We start from the raw sequence: 16,355 nt of genomic DNA, 5'->3' as shown, positions 1-16,355 counted from the left end.
CGCCTCATGTGTGTCCGAGCAGGTCCGCCTCGACCAGCGCCCGCAGCTCCGCGGTGACGTGGGGCCGCGCGCCGAACCACAGATCGAAGCCGCGCACCGCCTGATGCAGCAGCATGCCGAGCCCGTCGGCGGTGCGCAGGCCGCGCGCCTTGGCGGCGGCGAGCAGATCGGTTTCCAGCGGCACATAGACCAGATCGGCCACCACCGCGTCCGCCGGCAGCGCCGACAGGTCGATCGGGAGCGGCGGCTGTCCCTTCATGCCGAGCGACGTGGTGTTGACCAGAAGTCCGGCCCCCGGCAGCGCCGCCGGGATATCGCTCCAGGCGATCGGCACCACGCGGTCGCCGAACAGATCGCGCAGCGCCTGTGCCCGCTCGATCGAGCGATTGGCTAGCGCGATCCGGCCGATGCCCCGCTCGAGCAGGCCGAACACCACCGCGCGCGACGAACCGCCGGCGCCGAGCACCAGCGCATGCGCGGTGCGGTCCCAGCCCGGCGCGGAAGCGTCGAGATTACCGATGAAGCCTTCGACGTCGGTGTTGGTCGAGCGCAGCACCTCGCCGTCGTAGTACAGCGTATTGGCGGCGCCGACCGCGCGGGCACGCGCGTCCGGCTCGGTGAGCTGCAGGGCGCGCTCCTTGTGCGGGATGGTGACGTTGGCGCCGATATAGCCGTGCGACTTCAGATGCAGCACGAATTCGGCGAAGCCTTCCGGCGGCACCGCCTCGATCGAATAGCCGCCCTCGATGCCGAGCTGGCGCAGCCAGTAATGATGGATCAGCGGCGAGCGCGAATGCGCAGCCGGCCAGCCGATCAGACACGCGGCGCGCTTGGTCGCAGCCATTTCGCCCTCCAACAGACGCGAGACCTCCGAAGCCTGTGAAAATCAGGCTGCTGCGCCAGCGTCAACGCAAAACACACCGGCGCGACGGAAGTCGATGCCTCATGCCGAGGCTGGCTGCGGCGACGCGTCCTCGGATGGAGCGGTCTTGCCCTTGATCTCGTCGATCGCGCTGGCGATGTCGGCGCGATAATGCGCCAGCGGCGGCTTGACGCCGTGGGTGAGCAGCGCGCGACGAACCGTCGGCGAGGCGCCGGTGACGATCAGCTTGATACGCTTGCGCTGTGCCGACAGCGCGACGCGGTAGATCGCGTTGGCGGCGGTGGAATCCAGGAACGGAACCGCCGCGAAATCGACCACGAATACCTTGTGGCGATCGGCGATGTTGTTGAGCACCGACGACACGGTCGCGGCGGCGCCGAAGAAGAACGCGCCGGTGATGCGGTAGACGACGACGTCCGGGTCGGTGACCAGCGCCAGATCGGCGGCGATGCCGCGGCGCTTGCCGCTCTCGTCGGCGCGATCTTCCTGCGCCAGCCCGGAATACGCCTCGACGCCGGTAACTTCGGACATGCGGTGAATGAACAGCACCGCGCCGAGCGCGAAGCCGACCACGATGCCCTCGGTGAGATCGCGGAACACGGTGAGCAGGAAGGTCGCCAGCACCACCACCGCGTCGCCACGAGACGAGCGCACCAGCGTGGCGAATTCGTGCTTCTCGGCCATGTTCCAGGCGACGATCGCCAGCACCGCAGCCAGCGTGGCGAGCGGGATGTAGCTCGCCAGCGGCGCGGCCACCAGCATGAACACCAGCAGGAACACCGAGTGCAGCATGCCGGCGATCGGCGAGCGCGCGCCGGTGCGGATGTTGGTGGCGGTGCGGGCGATCGCGCCGGTGACGCAGATGCCGCCGAACAGCGCCGAGCCCATATTGGCAACGCCCTGCGCCACCAGCTCGCAATTCGAGCGATGCCGCCGGCCGGTCATGCCGTCGGCGACCACGGCGGAGAGCAGCGACTCGATGGCGCCGAGCAGCGCAAACGCCATCGCGTCCGGCAGCACCTCGATCACCTTGGCGACCGAGACCACCGGCCAGGACGGCAGCGGGAAGCTCTCCGGAATGCCGCCGAATTTGGTACCGATGGTGGCGACCGGCAGCGACAAGCCCCACACCAGCGCGGCGGTGACGGCGACCGCGATCAGCAGCCCGGGCCAGTTCGGCCGCAGCTTCTTCAAGCCCACGATCAGCACGATCGCGGTGACGGCGATGCCGAGCGCGTAGACGTTCATGGTCGGCAGCGCCTGCGCCAGCGCCTCGAGCTTGGGAATGAACGGCCCCGGCTCGTGCGCCAGATCGATGCCGAGCAGATCCTTGAGCTGGCTGGCGAAGATGATCACCGCGATGCCGGCGGTGAAGCCGACCGTGACCGGATAGGGAATGAACTTGACGTAGGTGCCGATCTGCAGAAATCCCGCGATCACCAGCATGATGCCGGCCAGGAAGGTCGCCAGCAGCACGCCGTCGATGCCGTGACGCTGCACGCTGAGCATCACCAGCACAATGAAGGCGCCGGCGGGACCGCCGATCTGGAACCGCGAGCCGCCGAGCAGCGACACCAGGAAACCGCCGACCACCGCAGCGTAGAGGCCGCGATCCGGCGTGACGCCGGAGGCGATCGCAATCGCGGTCGACAGCGGCAGCGCCACGATCGCCACGGTGAGGCCGGCGATCAGGTCGGCGCGGAAATCGCCGAGGCCGTAGCCCTCGCGCAGGACGGTGATCAGCTTGGGCGTGAACAGCTCGCGGAAGCTCGGTTTGGCCGCAGATACAAGTCGCCGGGAGGTGTCCATGCCGTTTCTCCTGGTCCGCCCCGCGCTGCTGCACCGAAACCGTCAGGCCTCGTTGCGGGGCGGCGCCGGTTCTTTGAACCGGACGCCGCGGCCGCCGCCTTCGCTGCGGGAATTGTCTCCGATCAGGGTCACGCCGCAGCGATCGAGGGCCTCGATGACCTTGGTGAGGGATTCCACCACACCGCGGACGTTGCCTTCGCTCGCCTCCATCCGCTGGATGGTCGGCAGCGACACGCCGGACAGTTCGGCCAGCGTGCGCTGGTCGATGCCAAGCAGTGCGCGCGCGGCGCGCAATTGGGCTGCGGTCATCATGGATGAGGCATGAACTCTGATGTCTGAAGGCCTGATTATGATGTTTTTAACCAGATTAGACAAACAAAAAACGGCTGGAGTGATGTCTGAGACATCACTCCAGCCGCTCTGGAGCAGTCATATTTTAGTGAGCGCCGGGCGGGTCACCCCGCCGGCGCTGTCTTGGGTCAGGCCGCCGCCTGACGATGGGCCGCGACGATCTGGTCGGCGGTCCGTCCGGTGACCTCGGCCATGTGGTCGAAGCTGCGGGTGAAGCTGCCGGCGCCGGCGGTGGCCGAGCGCAGCTCGACGATCAGGTCGCCGATCTCGCTCTCCGGCATGGTGGCGCGTACCGTGTCCCACCCCGGCCAGCCCTCGCGGGTGTCGAAACCGAGGATCTGGCCGCGCCGCCCGGACAGGATGGCGTTGACCTTGGCGGTGGCCTCGGTCGGGCAGACGATCTCGACGGTGTGGATCGGCTCCAGCAGCACCGGCTGGCATTGCGGCAGCGCCTCGGTGATGCCGATCCGCGCCGCGGTGCGGAACGCCTGATCCGAGGAATCGACGCTGTGGTACGAGCCGTCGGTCAGGGTGACGTGGACATCGACCACCGGGAAGCCGAGCGGGCCGGCGCGCAGGCCGTCGACCACGCCCTCCTCGACCGCGCCCATGTAGTTGCGCGGCACCGCGCCGCCGACCACGGTCTCGGCAAAGGCAAAGCCCGCGCCGCGCGGCAGCGGCTTGATGTCGAGCACCACGTCGCCGAACTGGCCGTGACCGCCGGACTGCTTCTTGTGGCGGCCGCGCTGAGTCACCGGCTTGCGGATGGTCTCGCGATAGCCGATTCCCGGCGCGTGCGACTTCACGGTCACGCCGTAGCGGTCGTGCAGACGCTCCAGCGCCACGCGCAGATGCATCTCGCCCTGGCCCCACAGCACCATTTCGTGGCTGTGCGGATCGTGGACGATGGTGAGCGACGGATCTTCCTCGTTCAGCCGCTGCAGCGCCTGGCCGAGCTTGACGTCGTCCTTGCGATCGGCGGCGGCGAGCGCCATCGCCAGTACCGGGGGCGCGGCAGTGACTTCGAGCAGTGCGGCCGGCGCGGTCTTGCCGTTGCCGAACGTATCGCCGGTCTTGATCACGTCGAGCTTGCCGAGCGCGACGACATCGCCGGCCGAGGCCGACGAGCGCTTGCTGTCGTGGCCGCCGCCGACCGCCTGGATGCCGGAAACGCGCGACGACTCGCCGGCAGACGATTGCACCGTGTCGCCGTCGGCGAGCGTGCCGGCGAACAGCCGGGCCAGCGACAGCTTGCCGCCGTGCTGCAGATGCTGCGTCTTGAAGACGTAGCCGATCGCCTCCTTGCCCGGCGTAACGCCGAGCCGGGCCGCGGTTTCGGACACGTCCGGGGCCTCGTGGCGCAGCGCCTTGAGAAGACGCATCACGCCGTTCTCGCGCAGCGCCGAACCGAGCAGCACCGGGCAGATCACGCCTTCGCGCAGTTCGCGGGCGAGATCGTCGAACACCGCGTCGCGCGGCGGCGGAATGTCTTCGAGTAGTTGCTCCATCAGCGCGTCGTCGTGATCGGCGAGCTTCTCGAGCATCGAGAACCGCGCTTCCTTCTCGCGATCGAGATCGCCGCCTGCGAGTTCGATCACTTCGGAGGGTTTGTGCTCCCGATAGACGAAGGCGCGCTCCAGCGCGAGGTCGACATAACCGGCGATCAGGTCGCCGTTCCAGATCGGAATCTGGCGCAGCACCAGCGGGATGCGCGATGCCGGCTGCAGACTGTCGAGCACTTCACGAATGCGCTTGCTGGCGCGGTCGATCTTGTTCAGGAACAGGAATCTGGGAATGCCGAGATCTTCGAGTTCGCGCAGAATGAGCTGCAACTGCGGCAGCTTGCGCTCGTCGGCTTCGCACACCACCACGGCGGCGTCGACGGCGGGAAGCGCCGCGCGCATGTCGTGCGCGAATTCGACGGAGCCGGGACAATCGAGGAAGGTGTAGCTCTCACCCATGAATTGGGTGGTGACGGCCGTGAGGCTCAGGCCCATCTTGTGCTGGCGCGCCTCGGGGCTGGAATCGCCGTGCGAGGTGCCGGCATCGACCGAGCCGGCGCGCGGGATGGCGCCGGTTCGTGCCAAGATCGCTTCGAGTAGTGTGGTTTTTCCGCTTTGGAATGGGCCCACCAGTGCGATGCACCGGGGACCGCGGGGACTTCTGACGTCTTGTCCCATCGCCGCCTCCTGACTTTGGAGCTCGGCCCGTGATTGGGTCGGCAAGGTGTGATGCTTCCGCAACCCACGACGCTTGGCAAGCGCGAAAAATTACGACGGTTCGATGTCGGCCTTGAGCCGGATCAAGGACAGCAAAAAATCAGCGCTGCGACGCGGTTGCATCGCAGCGCTGTGATCGACAGTGGGAATAACAGCCGCAGCGGGCGGTTAGTTAGCGGCCCGGGCGCAGCTCGAGTTCCTGCAGGCCGACCGCGACGTTGACGCCGGTCTGGCCCTGCAGGCTGAGCGGCTGCAGCGCGATCGAATTGGCCGAGCCGCCGACCAGCACGTTGGCACCGAGACCGACGCCGACCGAGGCCGAGCCCTGCGCGCCCGCGTAGTTGCCGGCGAGGTCGCCGGGGCCGAAACGCTCGACCGGCGCGAACACCGCCCAGCCGAGCGCGGTTTCGGGGGTGATGCCGATGTCGAGGCCGATCTTGCGGATGGTGGCGACGTAGGGTGTGTCCGGCCGGCCCTCGGTGCGCAGCACGCAGCCGAGATTGGTCACCGAGCCGACGATGAATCCCATGCTGGCGCCGCCGCGGCATTCCAGCATGCCGACGCGCACCCGCCCCTGCTGCGCATCGGCGGCGGTGACGGTCAGCGAGGCGGCGGCTAATCCGACGAGAAGCGAGAGGCGGCGCATGGCGAAAATCTCCGACGTGGGGAAGGTGATGCGGAAGACGACCCGATTCGGGCGAGACGGGCGAACAATCGCCGCCATCTAGTCACAGCATCGGCAAATCTTCAATGACAGCACCTTGCGCGCCGCCGCGCGGATCGGCGCGAGAAACGCAAAAAGGGCCCGACGGTGCGGGCCCTTCTGCTGACGCGACTAACGCTTGGTAAATCGCGGCGATCAGCGATGATGCCGGCGGTGCTTGCGATAGTGCTTCTTCTTGACGATCGGGGCCGGGCGGAGCTGCACGTCGACGATACCGGCGGTGGCGTTCAGACCGGTCTGGCCCTGCAGGCTGAGCGGCTGCAGCGCGAAGGCATTGCCCGAGCCACCGACCAGCAGGTTGCCGCCGACGCCGAAGCCGAACGACGCGTTGGCGCCGACGCCGCCGAAGCTGCCGGCGAGGTCACCACGACCGATACGGCGGGTCGGGGCGTAAACCGCCCAGGCCAGGCCGGTGTTCTGAGTGAAGCCGAGATCGAGGCCGATGCGCTGCACGGTGGCGATGTAGGGCTCAGGACGGCGGCCGTCGGTCCGGAACACGCATTCGAGCTGGGTCGCCGAGCCGACCACGTAACCGACGTTCGGGCCGCCGGCGCATTCGATCACGCCGACCTGCACCCGCTCTTGAGCGCTCGCGCTCACGATCGAGGCGACCAAAGCGACCGCAGCGATGCCGAACTGTCTGAGGGTAAACATAGAAGCACACTCCACATGTGGATTGAGATTGCGGAGGCGACAAAAAGGAAGCGTCTTGTCCAAAACAAGGCGCTTCCGCAATTTTGGAACGAATCCTGTGTGGGTTGCGGATTGTTGATGAAAGCTCAGCGCAAATTCCCGCAGAACCGCTGGATCCGCTTGCACGCGTCTTCGAGATCCGAGGTCTTGGTGGCGTAGGAGATGCGGAATGCCGGGCCGAGGCCGAACGCCGATCCCTGCACCACCGCGACGCCTTCGGCCTCGAGGAGTTCGGTGACGAAGTCCTGGTCGGTCTCGATCTTTTTGCCCGACGGCGCGGTCTTGCCGATGGTGCCGGCGCAGGACGGATAGACGTAGAACGCACCCTCGGGGCGCGGGCAGTCGATCCCCGCCGCCTGATTCAGCATCGACACCACCAGGTCGCGGCGCTCCTTGAACACCTTGTTGTGGGCGTCGATGAAATCCTGCGGGCCGTTGAGCGCCTCGACGGCCGCCCACTGCGCGATCGAGCACGGATTCGAGGTCGACTGCGACTGGATCGTCGACATCGCCTTGATCAGCTCGGCCGGACCACCGGCATAACCGATGCGCCAGCCGGTCATGCAATAGGCCTTCGACACGCCGTTCACCGTCAGGGTGCGATCGAACAGCTTGGGCTCGATCTGCGCCGGGGTGGTGAACTCGAAATTGTCATAGACGAGGTGCTCGTACATGTCGTCGGTCATCACCCAGACGTGCGGATGCTTGACCAGGACATCGGTGAGCGCCTTCAGCTCGGCGCGGGTATAGGCCGCGCCGGTCGGGTTCGACGGCGAGTTGAGGATGATCCACTTGGTCTTCGGCGTGATCGCCGCTTCCAAGGCCGCCGGCTGCAGCTTGAAGCCGAATTCGGCGGTGCAAACCACCGGCACGGATTCACCACCGGCGAGCGCCACCATTTCCGGATAGCTGACCCAATACGGCGCCGGGATGATCACCTCGTCGCCCGGATTGATGGTGGCCATCAGCGCGTTGTACAGCACCTGCTTGCCGCCGGTGCCGACGATGATCTGGTTCGGCTTGTAGGTCAGGCCGTTCTCGCGCTGAAACTTGTCGATGATCGCCTGCTTCAGCTCCGGAATGCCGTCGACCGCGGTGTACTTGGTCTTGCCGGCCTCGACCGCATGGATCGCCGCCAGCTTGATGTTGGCGGGAGTATCGAAATCCGGCTCGCCGGATCCCAGCCCGATGACGTTGCGCCCGGCCGCTTTCAGCTCCCGCGCTTTGTCCGTGACCGCGATGGTCGCGGACGGCTTCACACGATCGAGCGCGGTGGCGAGGAACGGCATCGTCTTCTCCTTGCAGCCGTCATGAGCCGGCATTTGGCGCGACTCTTCCATATCTGACGGGAATGCTCCCACACTAAGCGCGGGCCCGTTGCATCGCAAGAAGCTTGCGGGAATGGTGGCATTGCCCGATCGCCGCACAGCCGGCGGCGGCGGCGGCCGGGCCAATCGCTGTTGCCAGTCATGCGCGACAGACCGCCCCCTTCGCCGATTTCGCATAGCGAAAGCAGAAAATCGGTCGCCGCCGCGGGTTTTCCCAGCCGCAACCGCCCCCTTCGCAATGCGGCATGGGATTTCGATGCTTTCCAGCGCTTGGGGCTTGCGACACCTGCCGGGGGGCATCATTGTTTAGCCGCGTTAGGCGCGGCAGATGCCGGCGGCAGGGAGAGCGAAGCGGCCTTCAGGATGTACAAGCTCTATTCGATGCAGCGATCGGGAAACAGCTACAAGGTTCGCCTTGCGCTGGCGTTTCTCGATGCCCCGTACCGCGCGATCGAGGTCGACATCCTGCGCGGTGAAAGCCGTACGCCCGACTTCCTCGCCAAGAATCCGAGCGGCCAGGTGCCGCTGCTGGAGACCGCGCCGGGCCGCTATCTCGCAGAATCCAACGCGATCCTGTGGTATCTCGCCGTCGGCACCGCGCTGGCGCCGGACACGCGGATGGACCGTGCCGAAGCCCTGCAATGGATGTTCTTCGAGCAGCACGCGCTCGAGCCGAACATCGGCTCGGCGTATTTCTGGCTGTGCCTGGTCAAGGGCGGCCGCGACCTGCAGACCCACGCGCTGGAGGACTGGCTGGAGCGCGGCTATGCGGCGCTGCAGGTGATGGAAAATCACCTCAAGACCAACGATTACTTCGCCGCCGGCCAGCTCACCATCGCCGACATCGCGCTGTACGGCTACACCCATGTCGCCGACCAGTGCGACTTCGACCTGTCGATGTTTCCGGCGGTCAACGCCTGGCTCCGCCGGGTGGAGCAGACTCCCGGCTTCATCACCATGGATTGGACCCCGGAGACGGCAACCGTCGATGCGGCGAATTTCGCCGCCGAGGCCTGAGCGGCCGCCCCGCTCGAATTCCGCCGTGATTTGGCCAGATTTGCCGCGCCGGGCCGCCGCATAAACGCCCGTGATGACAAGACAATCCTTCGTGCCTCGGTGATTCGCCGGGGTCTGGTTCGAGGATGTCGACTCATGAATCCGTCGTCCGGCCCGGCGGCCGGCTTCTTCCGGCCCGCCGCGCCCGTCACTTCCCCGCGTCTGCTCCGCGCAGTCACCGCATCGCTGGTCATTGCGGTGGCGTCGCTCGGCGCCATCCTGGCCCTGACGCTGCTGTCGCCGCAATTCGCGGCGTGCGGCATGACGACGCCTTTCGCGCTCTGACCGGCTCGGCAACGATCCTTTCCGATCGCGGCGCGTTGGCCTGCCGCCGCCCGCACGGCACCGGCCATCCTGCGAGGAGGCACTGCGATGAAGGCACCGATCGTCTGGGTTTCCGGGACGCTGACCGCCGCGACCGCGCTGGTCGCGTCCCTCGTCATCGTGACCGCCAGCCGCGGTGCCGTCACCACCTTCGAATCCTCCGCGGGCCCGCTGGCGGTGCAAACGGTGGCCCAGAATCTCGAGCATCCGTGGGGGCTGACGTTTCTCCCCGACGGCCGGATGCTGGTGACCGAGCGTCCCGGACGGCTGCGGCTGGTGACAGCGCAAGGCGAAGTGTCGAAGCCGCTCCAAGGCGTGCCCGAGGTATGGGCCTCGGGCCAGGGCGGACTGCTCGACGTCGTCGCCGACAAGGACGTCGCCACCAACCGGACGATCTATCTGTGCTACGCCGAACGCGCCGGCAGCGGCGGCCGGACCGCAGTAGCCCGCGGCACTTTCGTCGACGGCGACGCGCCGCGGCTCGATGCCGTGAAGGTGATCTTCCGCCAGCAGGGACCGCTGTCGTCGGGCAATCACTACGGCTGCCGGATCGCGCAGGACGCGAGCGGTGATCTGTTCGTCACCCTCGGCGACCACTACAGCCATCGCAATCAGGCGCAGAGTCTGTCCGACCACATCGGCAAGATCGTGCGCATCGCACCCGACGGCAGCGTGCCGGCCGGCAATCCGTTCGCCGGCCGCGACGGCGCCAGGCCCGAGATCTGGAGCCTGGGCCATCGCAATCCGCAGGGGCTCGCGCTCAATCCCGCCGACGGCAGTCTGTGGGAAGTCGAGCACGGCCCGCGCGGCGGCGACGAGGTCAACATCATCCGCAAAGGCGAGAATTACGGCTGGCCGGTGATCGGCTACGGAATCGACTACAGCGGCGCCAAGATTCACGAAGCGACCGCCAAGCCCGGAATGCAGCAGCCGATCAAGTACTGGGTGCCGTCGATCTCGCCAAGCGGCATGGCGTTCTACACCGGCAAGCTATTCCCGGATTGGAACGGCAGCCTGTTCGTCGGCGCGCTGTCCGGCCAGATGCTGGTGCGGCTGTCGCTGCAAGGCGACAGGATCACCGGAGAAGAGCGGCTGCTGCGAGCGCTGAGCGAGCGGATCCGCGATGTCCGCCAGGGCCCCGATGGCGCGCTGTGGCTGCTCACCGACAGCGACGCCGGGCGGATTTTGCGGGTGACGCCGGCGCCGAACTAAGCGCTGTTGGGCGGGTCGGCGGGCGAGCGCCGTACGATCGCCTCACAGGTTAAGATGTAGTTGACGCGTCACTGCCGTGTAACAAACTACCGCTACGGTCCGCTCGCGTCTGATCGAGGCCCCCCGTCGCCGATCAACGTCCCCAGCGGTCCCCGTCAGTCGCCGCGTCTGACCGGGGCCGCACCTTTTTGAGCGGCGCAAAGTTATTGCCATGCTGCGATTCATCCTCGTCATTGCCGCCGTGGTGCCGCTGACGTTTGCACTGCTGCCGGCGCATCTGCTGGCGAAGCGGTTCGGCTGGCGCGCGCAGCGCACCATTCCGCAACTGTATCATCGCATCGTCTGCGCGCTGATCGGCGTGCGGATTCATCAGGTCGGCCGCCGCTGCGACGGCCCGGTATTGATCCTGTCCAATCACGTCTCCTGGCTCGACATCTGCGTGATCTCCGCGGTGGCGCCGGTGTCGTTCATCGCCAAGAGCGAAGTCGCGACCTGGCCGGTGTTCGGCGCGCTGGCGCGCTGGCAGCGTACCGTGTTCATCGATCGCCAGGCGCGGCATCGCACCGGCGAGGTCACGCGCGAAATCGGCGCGCGGCTGCAGGACGGCGACGCCATGGTCCTGTTCGCCGAAGGCACCTCGTCCGACGGCAGCCGGGTGCTGCCGTTCCGCTCCGCGCTGGTCGGCGCGGTGCATCACGCAATCGGCGAACAGAGCGGCGCCGAAGTCGCGGTGCAGCCGATGGCGGTCACCTATACCGGCCTCAGCGGCCTGCCGATCGGCCGCGAACTGCGCGACCGCGTTGCGTGGTACGGCGACGCCGACCTGATCCCGCACTTCATCGCGCTGCTGTCGGCCGGCGCGATCGACGTCACCGTCAGCTGGGGCGATGCGGTCGCGACCTCGACCACCGCCGACCGCAAGCAGATCACCCGCGACGCCGAGCAGTCGGTGCGCCGGATGTGCGAAGCCGCCCGCCGCGCCGGCATGCGCGGCGCGGTGGCGCAGCGGCCGGCCACTCGCCCGGTGCCGCCGCCGGACGTTCAGGCGGAGCCGGCGTAGCGCACGCATACTTACGCGCTGCCACAAACCGTCATTCCGGGGCGATCGCGCAAGCGAGCGAACCCGGAATCCCGCGATGCAGGCTCCGGCCGTGCCCCAAACCTGCGAGATTCCGGGTTCACGCGCTGACGCGCGCGCCCCGGAATGACACGCGGGGTAGGGGCATGAGTAACGGGCCAGATGGCACGAGAGCGGCTTTCGCTCAGCAACGCCGTCACGACGCACGGCATGACGCGGCTGTGATCGGCGACGCGGGTTGCGGCGCTGCGCGGCGGGCGCCACAATGGGCGGCTCCACGCATCGCTCAGGGACTGTTCATGGACATTCGCAATCTCGGCGGCAGCGGCCTGCGGGTCTCGGTCGTCGGCCTCGGCTGCAACAATTTCGGCCAGCGCACCGATCCCGAGACCTCGAAGAAGGTGATCCACAAGGCGATCGACCTCGGCGTCACGCTGTTCGATACCGCCGACATCTATGCCGGCATGGGCGGCTCCGAGACTGTGCTGGGCAATGTGCTCGGCGACCGCCGCAAGGACATCGTGCTGGCGACCAAGTTCTGCAAGCCGATGGCGACCGACGGCACCAAGCAGGGCGCGTCGCGGCGCTACATCGTCGAGGCGGTCGAGGCCAGCCTGAAGCGGCTGAAGACCGACTGGATCGATCTGTACCAGCAGCACGACTACGACCCGCTGACGCCGATCGACGAGACGCTGCGTGCGCTCGACGACCTGATCCGCGCCGGCAAGGTGCGTTACATCGGCAATTCGAACTTCCCGGCATGGCGGATCGCCGAGGCCGAATACGTCGCCCGTGCGCTCGGCACCCATCACTTCGTCTCGTGCCAGGACGAATACAGCCTCGTCGTCCGCGACATCGAGAAGGACCTGTTGCCGGCGGCGCAGGAATACAAGCTCGGGCTGCTGCCGTTCTTCCCGCTGGCGAGCGGGCTTCTGACCGGCAAGTACCAGCGCGGCACGGAAGCGCCGGCGCACACCCGCTTCGCCAAGATGCCGGCGATCCGTGACCGCTACTTCACCGAGGTCAATCTCAACGTCGTCGATCAGCTCAAGGCGTTCGCCGAAGCCCGCGGCCACTCGCTGCTCGAACTGGCATTCTCCTGGCTCGCCTGCCGCCCGCAGGTCTCCAGCGTGATCGCCGGCGCCACCACGCCGGAGCAGATCGAGCAGAACGTCAAGGCGGCGAGCTGGAAGCTGACCGCCGAGGAGATGGCGGAGGTCGATACGATCACGAAGGGGTAGTTGGCGGCAGACAGCGCCCGTCGTCCAACCTCGACGGTCATTCCGGGGCGCGCCCGCAAGCCCGGAATCCCGACGTTGGTGTGCGCGGCGCCCGCCAAGCCCTGCCCCGCGCCAGATTCCGGGTTCGCTCGCTGAGCGCGAGCGCCCCGGAATGACAGGGGGAGAGGTGGCTCCCCTTTTATTGAGTCGGGCGGTCCCCCTCACCTCCGCGACCTTCCGCGTATTGCATCGCGGCTCAGGCGGAGTACGCTACCAACTGGTTTCACCTGCGTTCATCGACCCACGAACATGCCGCTCCGCCCGACCAGTTCCGCCACGCCTGCGCCGCCGCCGCGGCGGCTGATCTGCGCCGGATGCGGCGCGGAGTTCTCGTGCACGATGGACAGCGGCTGCTGGTGCTCGGCGGAGCCGGCGCATCTGCCGCTACCGTCGGACGCGGTCGATTGCCTGTGCCCGGAATGTCTGCGCGAGGCCGCGAAGGCGAGCCGCAAATCGTGAACGCTGCGCAGGACTGGCTGATCGCAGCGGTGCTGCTCGACATGGACGGCACGCTGGTCGACACCGAGCGGGTGTATCTGGAAAGCTTAACCGAGGTGCTGAACGGCTTCGGCCTGCCGGATGCGACAAAGACCTGCGAGTCGATGATCGGGCTGCCGGGGCCGGAATGCCAGGCGCTGCTGGTCGCGCGCTACGGCGAGACGCTGCCGCTCTCCGAGATCAACCGCGCCTTCGTCCAGAAGCGCGACGCCCGGTTCGCCCAGGGGCTGCCGGTGAAGCCCGGCACCTGCGAACTGCTCGATGCGCTCGACGACGCGCGCTGCCCGGTGGCGGTGGTGACTTCGTCGTCGCGCAAGACCGCCGACCTGCATCTGACGCTCGCCGGCATCCGCGGCCGGTTCGACACCATCCTGACCCGCGACGACGTCGCCCATGGCAAGCCGGCGCCGGATCTGTATCTGCTCGCCGCCGGCCGGCTCGGTGCGGCGCCGGCGAATTGCGTCGCGGTCGAGGATTCCAGCGTCGGCGTCACCGCCGCGGCCACCGCAGGCGCCATCACCCTGATGGTGCCCGACCTGCTGCAGCCCGACGCCGCCACCCGCGGCAGATGCGCCGCGGTGCTGCCGGATCTCAACGCGGTGCGGAGTTTGCTCGAGACCCGCGGCCGGTTCGCGGCATCGAACGCGTTGGCCGCGCCGCGCTGACCCGGCGCGGCAGCGCCGCCGCCACCAGCCTGGCCGCCGCCGCGCCTGCGGTCTCCATGTAGCTCGCATCGCGATGCAGCAGCACCACCGCGAACGAGCCGTCGAGCAGCAGCAGCATCTGCCGCGCCAGCTCGTCGGCCTCGCCGATCCCGGCCTCGGCGAACGTATCGCGCAGCCAGCGCTCGAACTTCTTCTTGTGCGCGGCGCCGATCTTGATCGCCGGATGGCCCGGCAAATTGGCGAGCTCCGCCGAGGTGCGCAGGAAGCCGCAGCCCTTCCATTTCGGATGCCGCGCGGCGCGGGCAAGATTCCTGAAGATGCCCTCGACCTTGGCCGACAGCGCGCCCGGCGTCTCCTCGAACCACTGCCGGAACAGCGCGAGATTCGGCTGGTCGCGCCCTTGCAGATAGGCGGCGACCAGATCGTCCTTGCTGCGGAAGTGATAATACAGCGTCCGCTTGGTGACGCCGGCTTTCTCGGCCACCGCGTCGACCCCGACCGCGCGGATGCCCTCGGCATAGAACAGCTTGGCGGCGGCGGCGACGATGCGGTCGCGCGTGATCGTGCCGTCGCGGGTGTTCGGAGACGCTGCTGAAGTTCGGCTCGCCATTCCCCTCATGTATACCGACCAGTGAATATACACAACGCACCTGCCGCGGTAGCGATCGGACGACCCGATGGAGACCCGGACATGACCGAGCTGATCCCGATCGAGCTGCGCGACGGCGTCGCGCTCTTAGCGCTGAACCGCCCCGACAAGCTGAACGCACTGAACTACGCGTTGATCGACCGCTTGATGCAGCGGCTCGACGCGATCGAGGTCGACGACGGCGTCCGCGCCGTGATCCTGACCGGCGCCGGCGACCGGGCGTTTTCCGCCGGCGCCGACATCGCCGAATTCTCCGGCAGCGTCGCGCGCGGCGCCGAGCATGCGGTGCGCGACTTCGTCCGCCGCGGCCAGACCATGACGGCGCGGCTCGAGAGTTTCAATAAGCCGGTGATCGCGGCGGTGAACGGCCTCGCCTATGGCGGCGGCTGCGAGATCACCGAGGCGGTGCATCTGGCGGTGGCGAGCGAGCGCGCCCGGTTCGCCAAGCCGGAGATCAAGCTGGCGATGCCGCCGACCTTCGGCGGCACCCAGCGGCTGCCGCGCCTCGCCGGCCGCAAGCGCGGCCTGGAGCTGTTACTCACCGGCGAGCCGTTTTCGCCCGACCATGCGCTCGCGATCGGCCTGGTCAACCGCGTGGTGCCGCACGGCGACCTGCTCTCTGCGGCCGACGCGCTGGCGCGGCAGATCATCCGGCATCCGCCGGGCGCAGTCGCAGCGGTGATCACCGCCGCAACGCGCGGGCTCAATCTGTCGATCGACGAGGGCCTGCTGGTCGAGCGCGCGCAATTCGCCGCGCTCGCCGGCGGCGAGGAGCTGGCGCGCGGCCTCGCCGACTGGCGCAACCGGCGGCGCGGCCCGGCTCAGACCGGATAGCCCGGCGTGGCGCGCGCCAGACCGCCGAACGCGTCGAGCAGCCGCTCGCGCCAGGCATAGACCGGGTCGTCGTTCTGCAGCAGTTGGAAATCGCTGACGATGCGCGCCCATTGGAAGCCGCCGAACACGATGTAGTCGGCGTAGTTCGGCGCGGCGCCGCCGAGAAAGGGTTGCGTCTTCAGCGTCAGCCGCAGCGGATCGAGCGACCTGCGGAAGCCTTCGACCGCGCGGTCGCGGGTCGCGGCGGCTTCTTCCAGCGACGTCTTCAGCCGCGCCTCGCGCGACTGCCGGAAATACGCCGCATCGGCAGGATCCAGCCGCTGCACGATGTCGGCGACCACCATCGGGAAGATGCCGCCGACGATGGCGAGGTCGCCCCACCAGTTCAGCATCCGCGCCATCGCCCGGCCGCCGTCGCCGCCGAACAGCGACGGCCGGTCCGGATAGGCGTCTTCGAGATAGTTGGCGATCGCCCAGGAGTCGCACACCGCCTTGTCGCCGTCGAGCAGCACCGGCACCTTCTCGGAACCGTGGCAGGCGATCGCGGCCTTGTCGGTGAAGCGCCACGGGATCGTTTCGGCCTGCAGTCCCTTGTGCGCCAGCGCCATCCGCGTCCGCCACACGAACGGCGAGAACGGCCGCCCGGCATCGGCCCCGACCAGTTCGAACAGTTGGAGAGTCATGTCGCCCATCACCCCTCGTTGATGCGCCGCTGTGATCCGGCGCTTACCCGACAACCGACGTCATCGCCG

17 protein-coding genes are annotated in these 16,355 nt (G+C 67.8%); 8 read left to right on the top strand and 9 right to left on the bottom strand.

What is annotated here, in order from left to right; all coding sequences use genetic code 11:
• Positions 1-4: 4 nt before the first annotated feature.
• From DWA33_RS17610 to DWA33_RS17580, 7 genes are all read right to left on the bottom strand, one after another.
• Positions 5-844, bottom strand: coding sequence for a shikimate dehydrogenase (locus DWA33_RS17610; protein WP_114359692.1), 840 nt, complete (start codon positions 842-844; stop codon positions 5-7).
• Positions 845-943: 99 nt separating this feature from the next.
• Complete coding sequence (locus tag DWA33_RS17605; RefSeq protein WP_114359690.1) at positions 944-2,692, bottom strand: SulP family inorganic anion transporter; 1,749 nt, start codon at positions 2,690-2,692, stop codon at positions 944-946.
• A 42-nt stretch (positions 2,693-2,734) separates the two neighbouring features.
• A complete protein-coding gene (locus tag DWA33_RS17600) occupies positions 2,735-3,004 on the bottom strand; it encodes a helix-turn-helix domain-containing protein (protein WP_011159861.1) in 270 nt (89 codons plus the stop codon).
• A 167-nt stretch (positions 3,005-3,171) separates the two neighbouring features.
• Positions 3,172-5,223 carry an elongation factor G gene (locus tag DWA33_RS17595; RefSeq protein ID WP_114359688.1) on the bottom strand — a complete coding sequence of 684 codons (2,052 nt, stop codon included), beginning with the start codon at positions 5,221-5,223 and terminating at the stop codon, positions 3,172-3,174.
• Positions 5,224-5,434: 211 nt separating this feature from the next.
• Positions 5,435-5,908 (bottom strand): DUF992 domain-containing protein, encoded by a 474-nt coding sequence (locus tag DWA33_RS17590; RefSeq protein ID WP_114359760.1) that lies wholly within the window; start codon positions 5,906-5,908, stop codon positions 5,435-5,437.
• Positions 5,909-6,121: 213 nt separating this feature from the next.
• Entirely contained in the window at positions 6,122-6,640 is a 519-nt protein-coding gene (locus tag DWA33_RS17585; RefSeq protein WP_114359686.1) for a DUF992 domain-containing protein, read from the bottom strand.
• Positions 6,641-6,765: 125 nt separating this feature from the next.
• Positions 6,766-7,968, bottom strand: coding sequence for a pyridoxal phosphate-dependent aminotransferase (locus DWA33_RS17580; protein WP_114359758.1), 1,203 nt, complete (start codon positions 7,966-7,968; stop codon positions 6,766-6,768).
• Positions 7,969-8,370: 402 nt separating this feature from the next.
• Between DWA33_RS17580 and DWA33_RS17575 the strand changes: the two genes are divergently transcribed.
• From DWA33_RS17575 to DWA33_RS17545, 7 genes are all read left to right on the top strand, one after another.
• Positions 8,371-9,024, top strand: a complete 654-nt coding sequence (locus DWA33_RS17575) for a glutathione S-transferase family protein (RefSeq protein WP_114359683.1) — start codon at positions 8,371-8,373, stop codon at positions 9,022-9,024.
• 135 nt (positions 9,025-9,159) lie between these two features.
• A complete protein-coding gene (locus DWA33_RS17570) occupies positions 9,160-9,348 on the top strand; it encodes an HtrA2 peptidase (protein ID WP_114359681.1) in 189 nt (62 codons plus the stop codon).
• Between the two features lie 87 nt (positions 9,349-9,435).
• Positions 9,436-10,599 carry a PQQ-dependent sugar dehydrogenase gene (locus DWA33_RS17565; RefSeq protein ID WP_114359679.1) on the top strand — a complete coding sequence of 388 codons (1,164 nt, stop codon included), beginning with the start codon at positions 9,436-9,438 and terminating at the stop codon, positions 10,597-10,599.
• A gap of 211 nt (positions 10,600-10,810) precedes the next feature.
• Complete coding sequence (gene olsA, locus DWA33_RS17560) at positions 10,811-11,659, top strand: lyso-ornithine lipid O-acyltransferase (protein ID WP_114359677.1); 849 nt, start codon at positions 10,811-10,813, stop codon at positions 11,657-11,659.
• A 317-nt stretch (positions 11,660-11,976) separates the two neighbouring features.
• Positions 11,977-12,918 (top strand): aldo/keto reductase, encoded by a 942-nt coding sequence (locus DWA33_RS17555; protein ID WP_114359675.1) that lies wholly within the window; start codon positions 11,977-11,979, stop codon positions 12,916-12,918.
• Positions 12,919-13,206: 288 nt separating this feature from the next.
• Complete coding sequence (locus tag DWA33_RS17550) at positions 13,207-13,416, top strand: hypothetical protein (protein WP_114359674.1); 210 nt, start codon at positions 13,207-13,209, stop codon at positions 13,414-13,416.
• Positions 13,413-14,120, top strand: coding sequence for an HAD family hydrolase (locus tag DWA33_RS17545; protein ID WP_167443232.1), 708 nt, complete (start codon positions 13,413-13,415; stop codon positions 14,118-14,120). Before DWA33_RS17550 ends, DWA33_RS17545 begins: the two co-directional genes overlap by 4 nt.
• Here DWA33_RS17545 and DWA33_RS17540 read toward each other — a convergent pair.
• Positions 14,047-14,730 (bottom strand): TetR/AcrR family transcriptional regulator, encoded by a 684-nt coding sequence (locus tag DWA33_RS17540; RefSeq protein WP_114359670.1) that lies wholly within the window; start codon positions 14,728-14,730, stop codon positions 14,047-14,049. The two genes, DWA33_RS17545 and DWA33_RS17540, sit on opposite strands and share 74 nt — an antisense overlap.
• 81 nt (positions 14,731-14,811) lie before the next feature.
• On the opposite strand from DWA33_RS17540, the gene DWA33_RS17535 reads away from it, so the two are divergent.
• Positions 14,812-15,603, top strand: coding sequence for a crotonase/enoyl-CoA hydratase family protein (locus tag DWA33_RS17535; RefSeq protein WP_114359668.1), 792 nt, complete (start codon positions 14,812-14,814; stop codon positions 15,601-15,603).
• On the opposite strand, the gene DWA33_RS17530 is transcribed toward DWA33_RS17535, so the two are convergent.
• Positions 15,591-16,286 carry a glutathione S-transferase family protein gene (locus tag DWA33_RS17530; protein ID WP_114359757.1) on the bottom strand — a complete coding sequence of 232 codons (696 nt, stop codon included), beginning with the start codon at positions 16,284-16,286 and terminating at the stop codon, positions 15,591-15,593. The genes DWA33_RS17535 and DWA33_RS17530 overlap by 13 nt on opposite strands.
• Positions 16,287-16,355: the final 69 nt, after the last annotated feature.

Source organism: Rhodopseudomonas pentothenatexigens, from assembly GCF_900218015.1.
Taxonomy (GTDB): domain Bacteria; phylum Pseudomonadota; class Alphaproteobacteria; order Rhizobiales; family Xanthobacteraceae; genus Rhodopseudomonas; species Rhodopseudomonas pentothenatexigens.
Note: the sequence above shows the minus strand (reverse complement) of the source record. Positions and strands in the feature narration are given on the sequence as shown.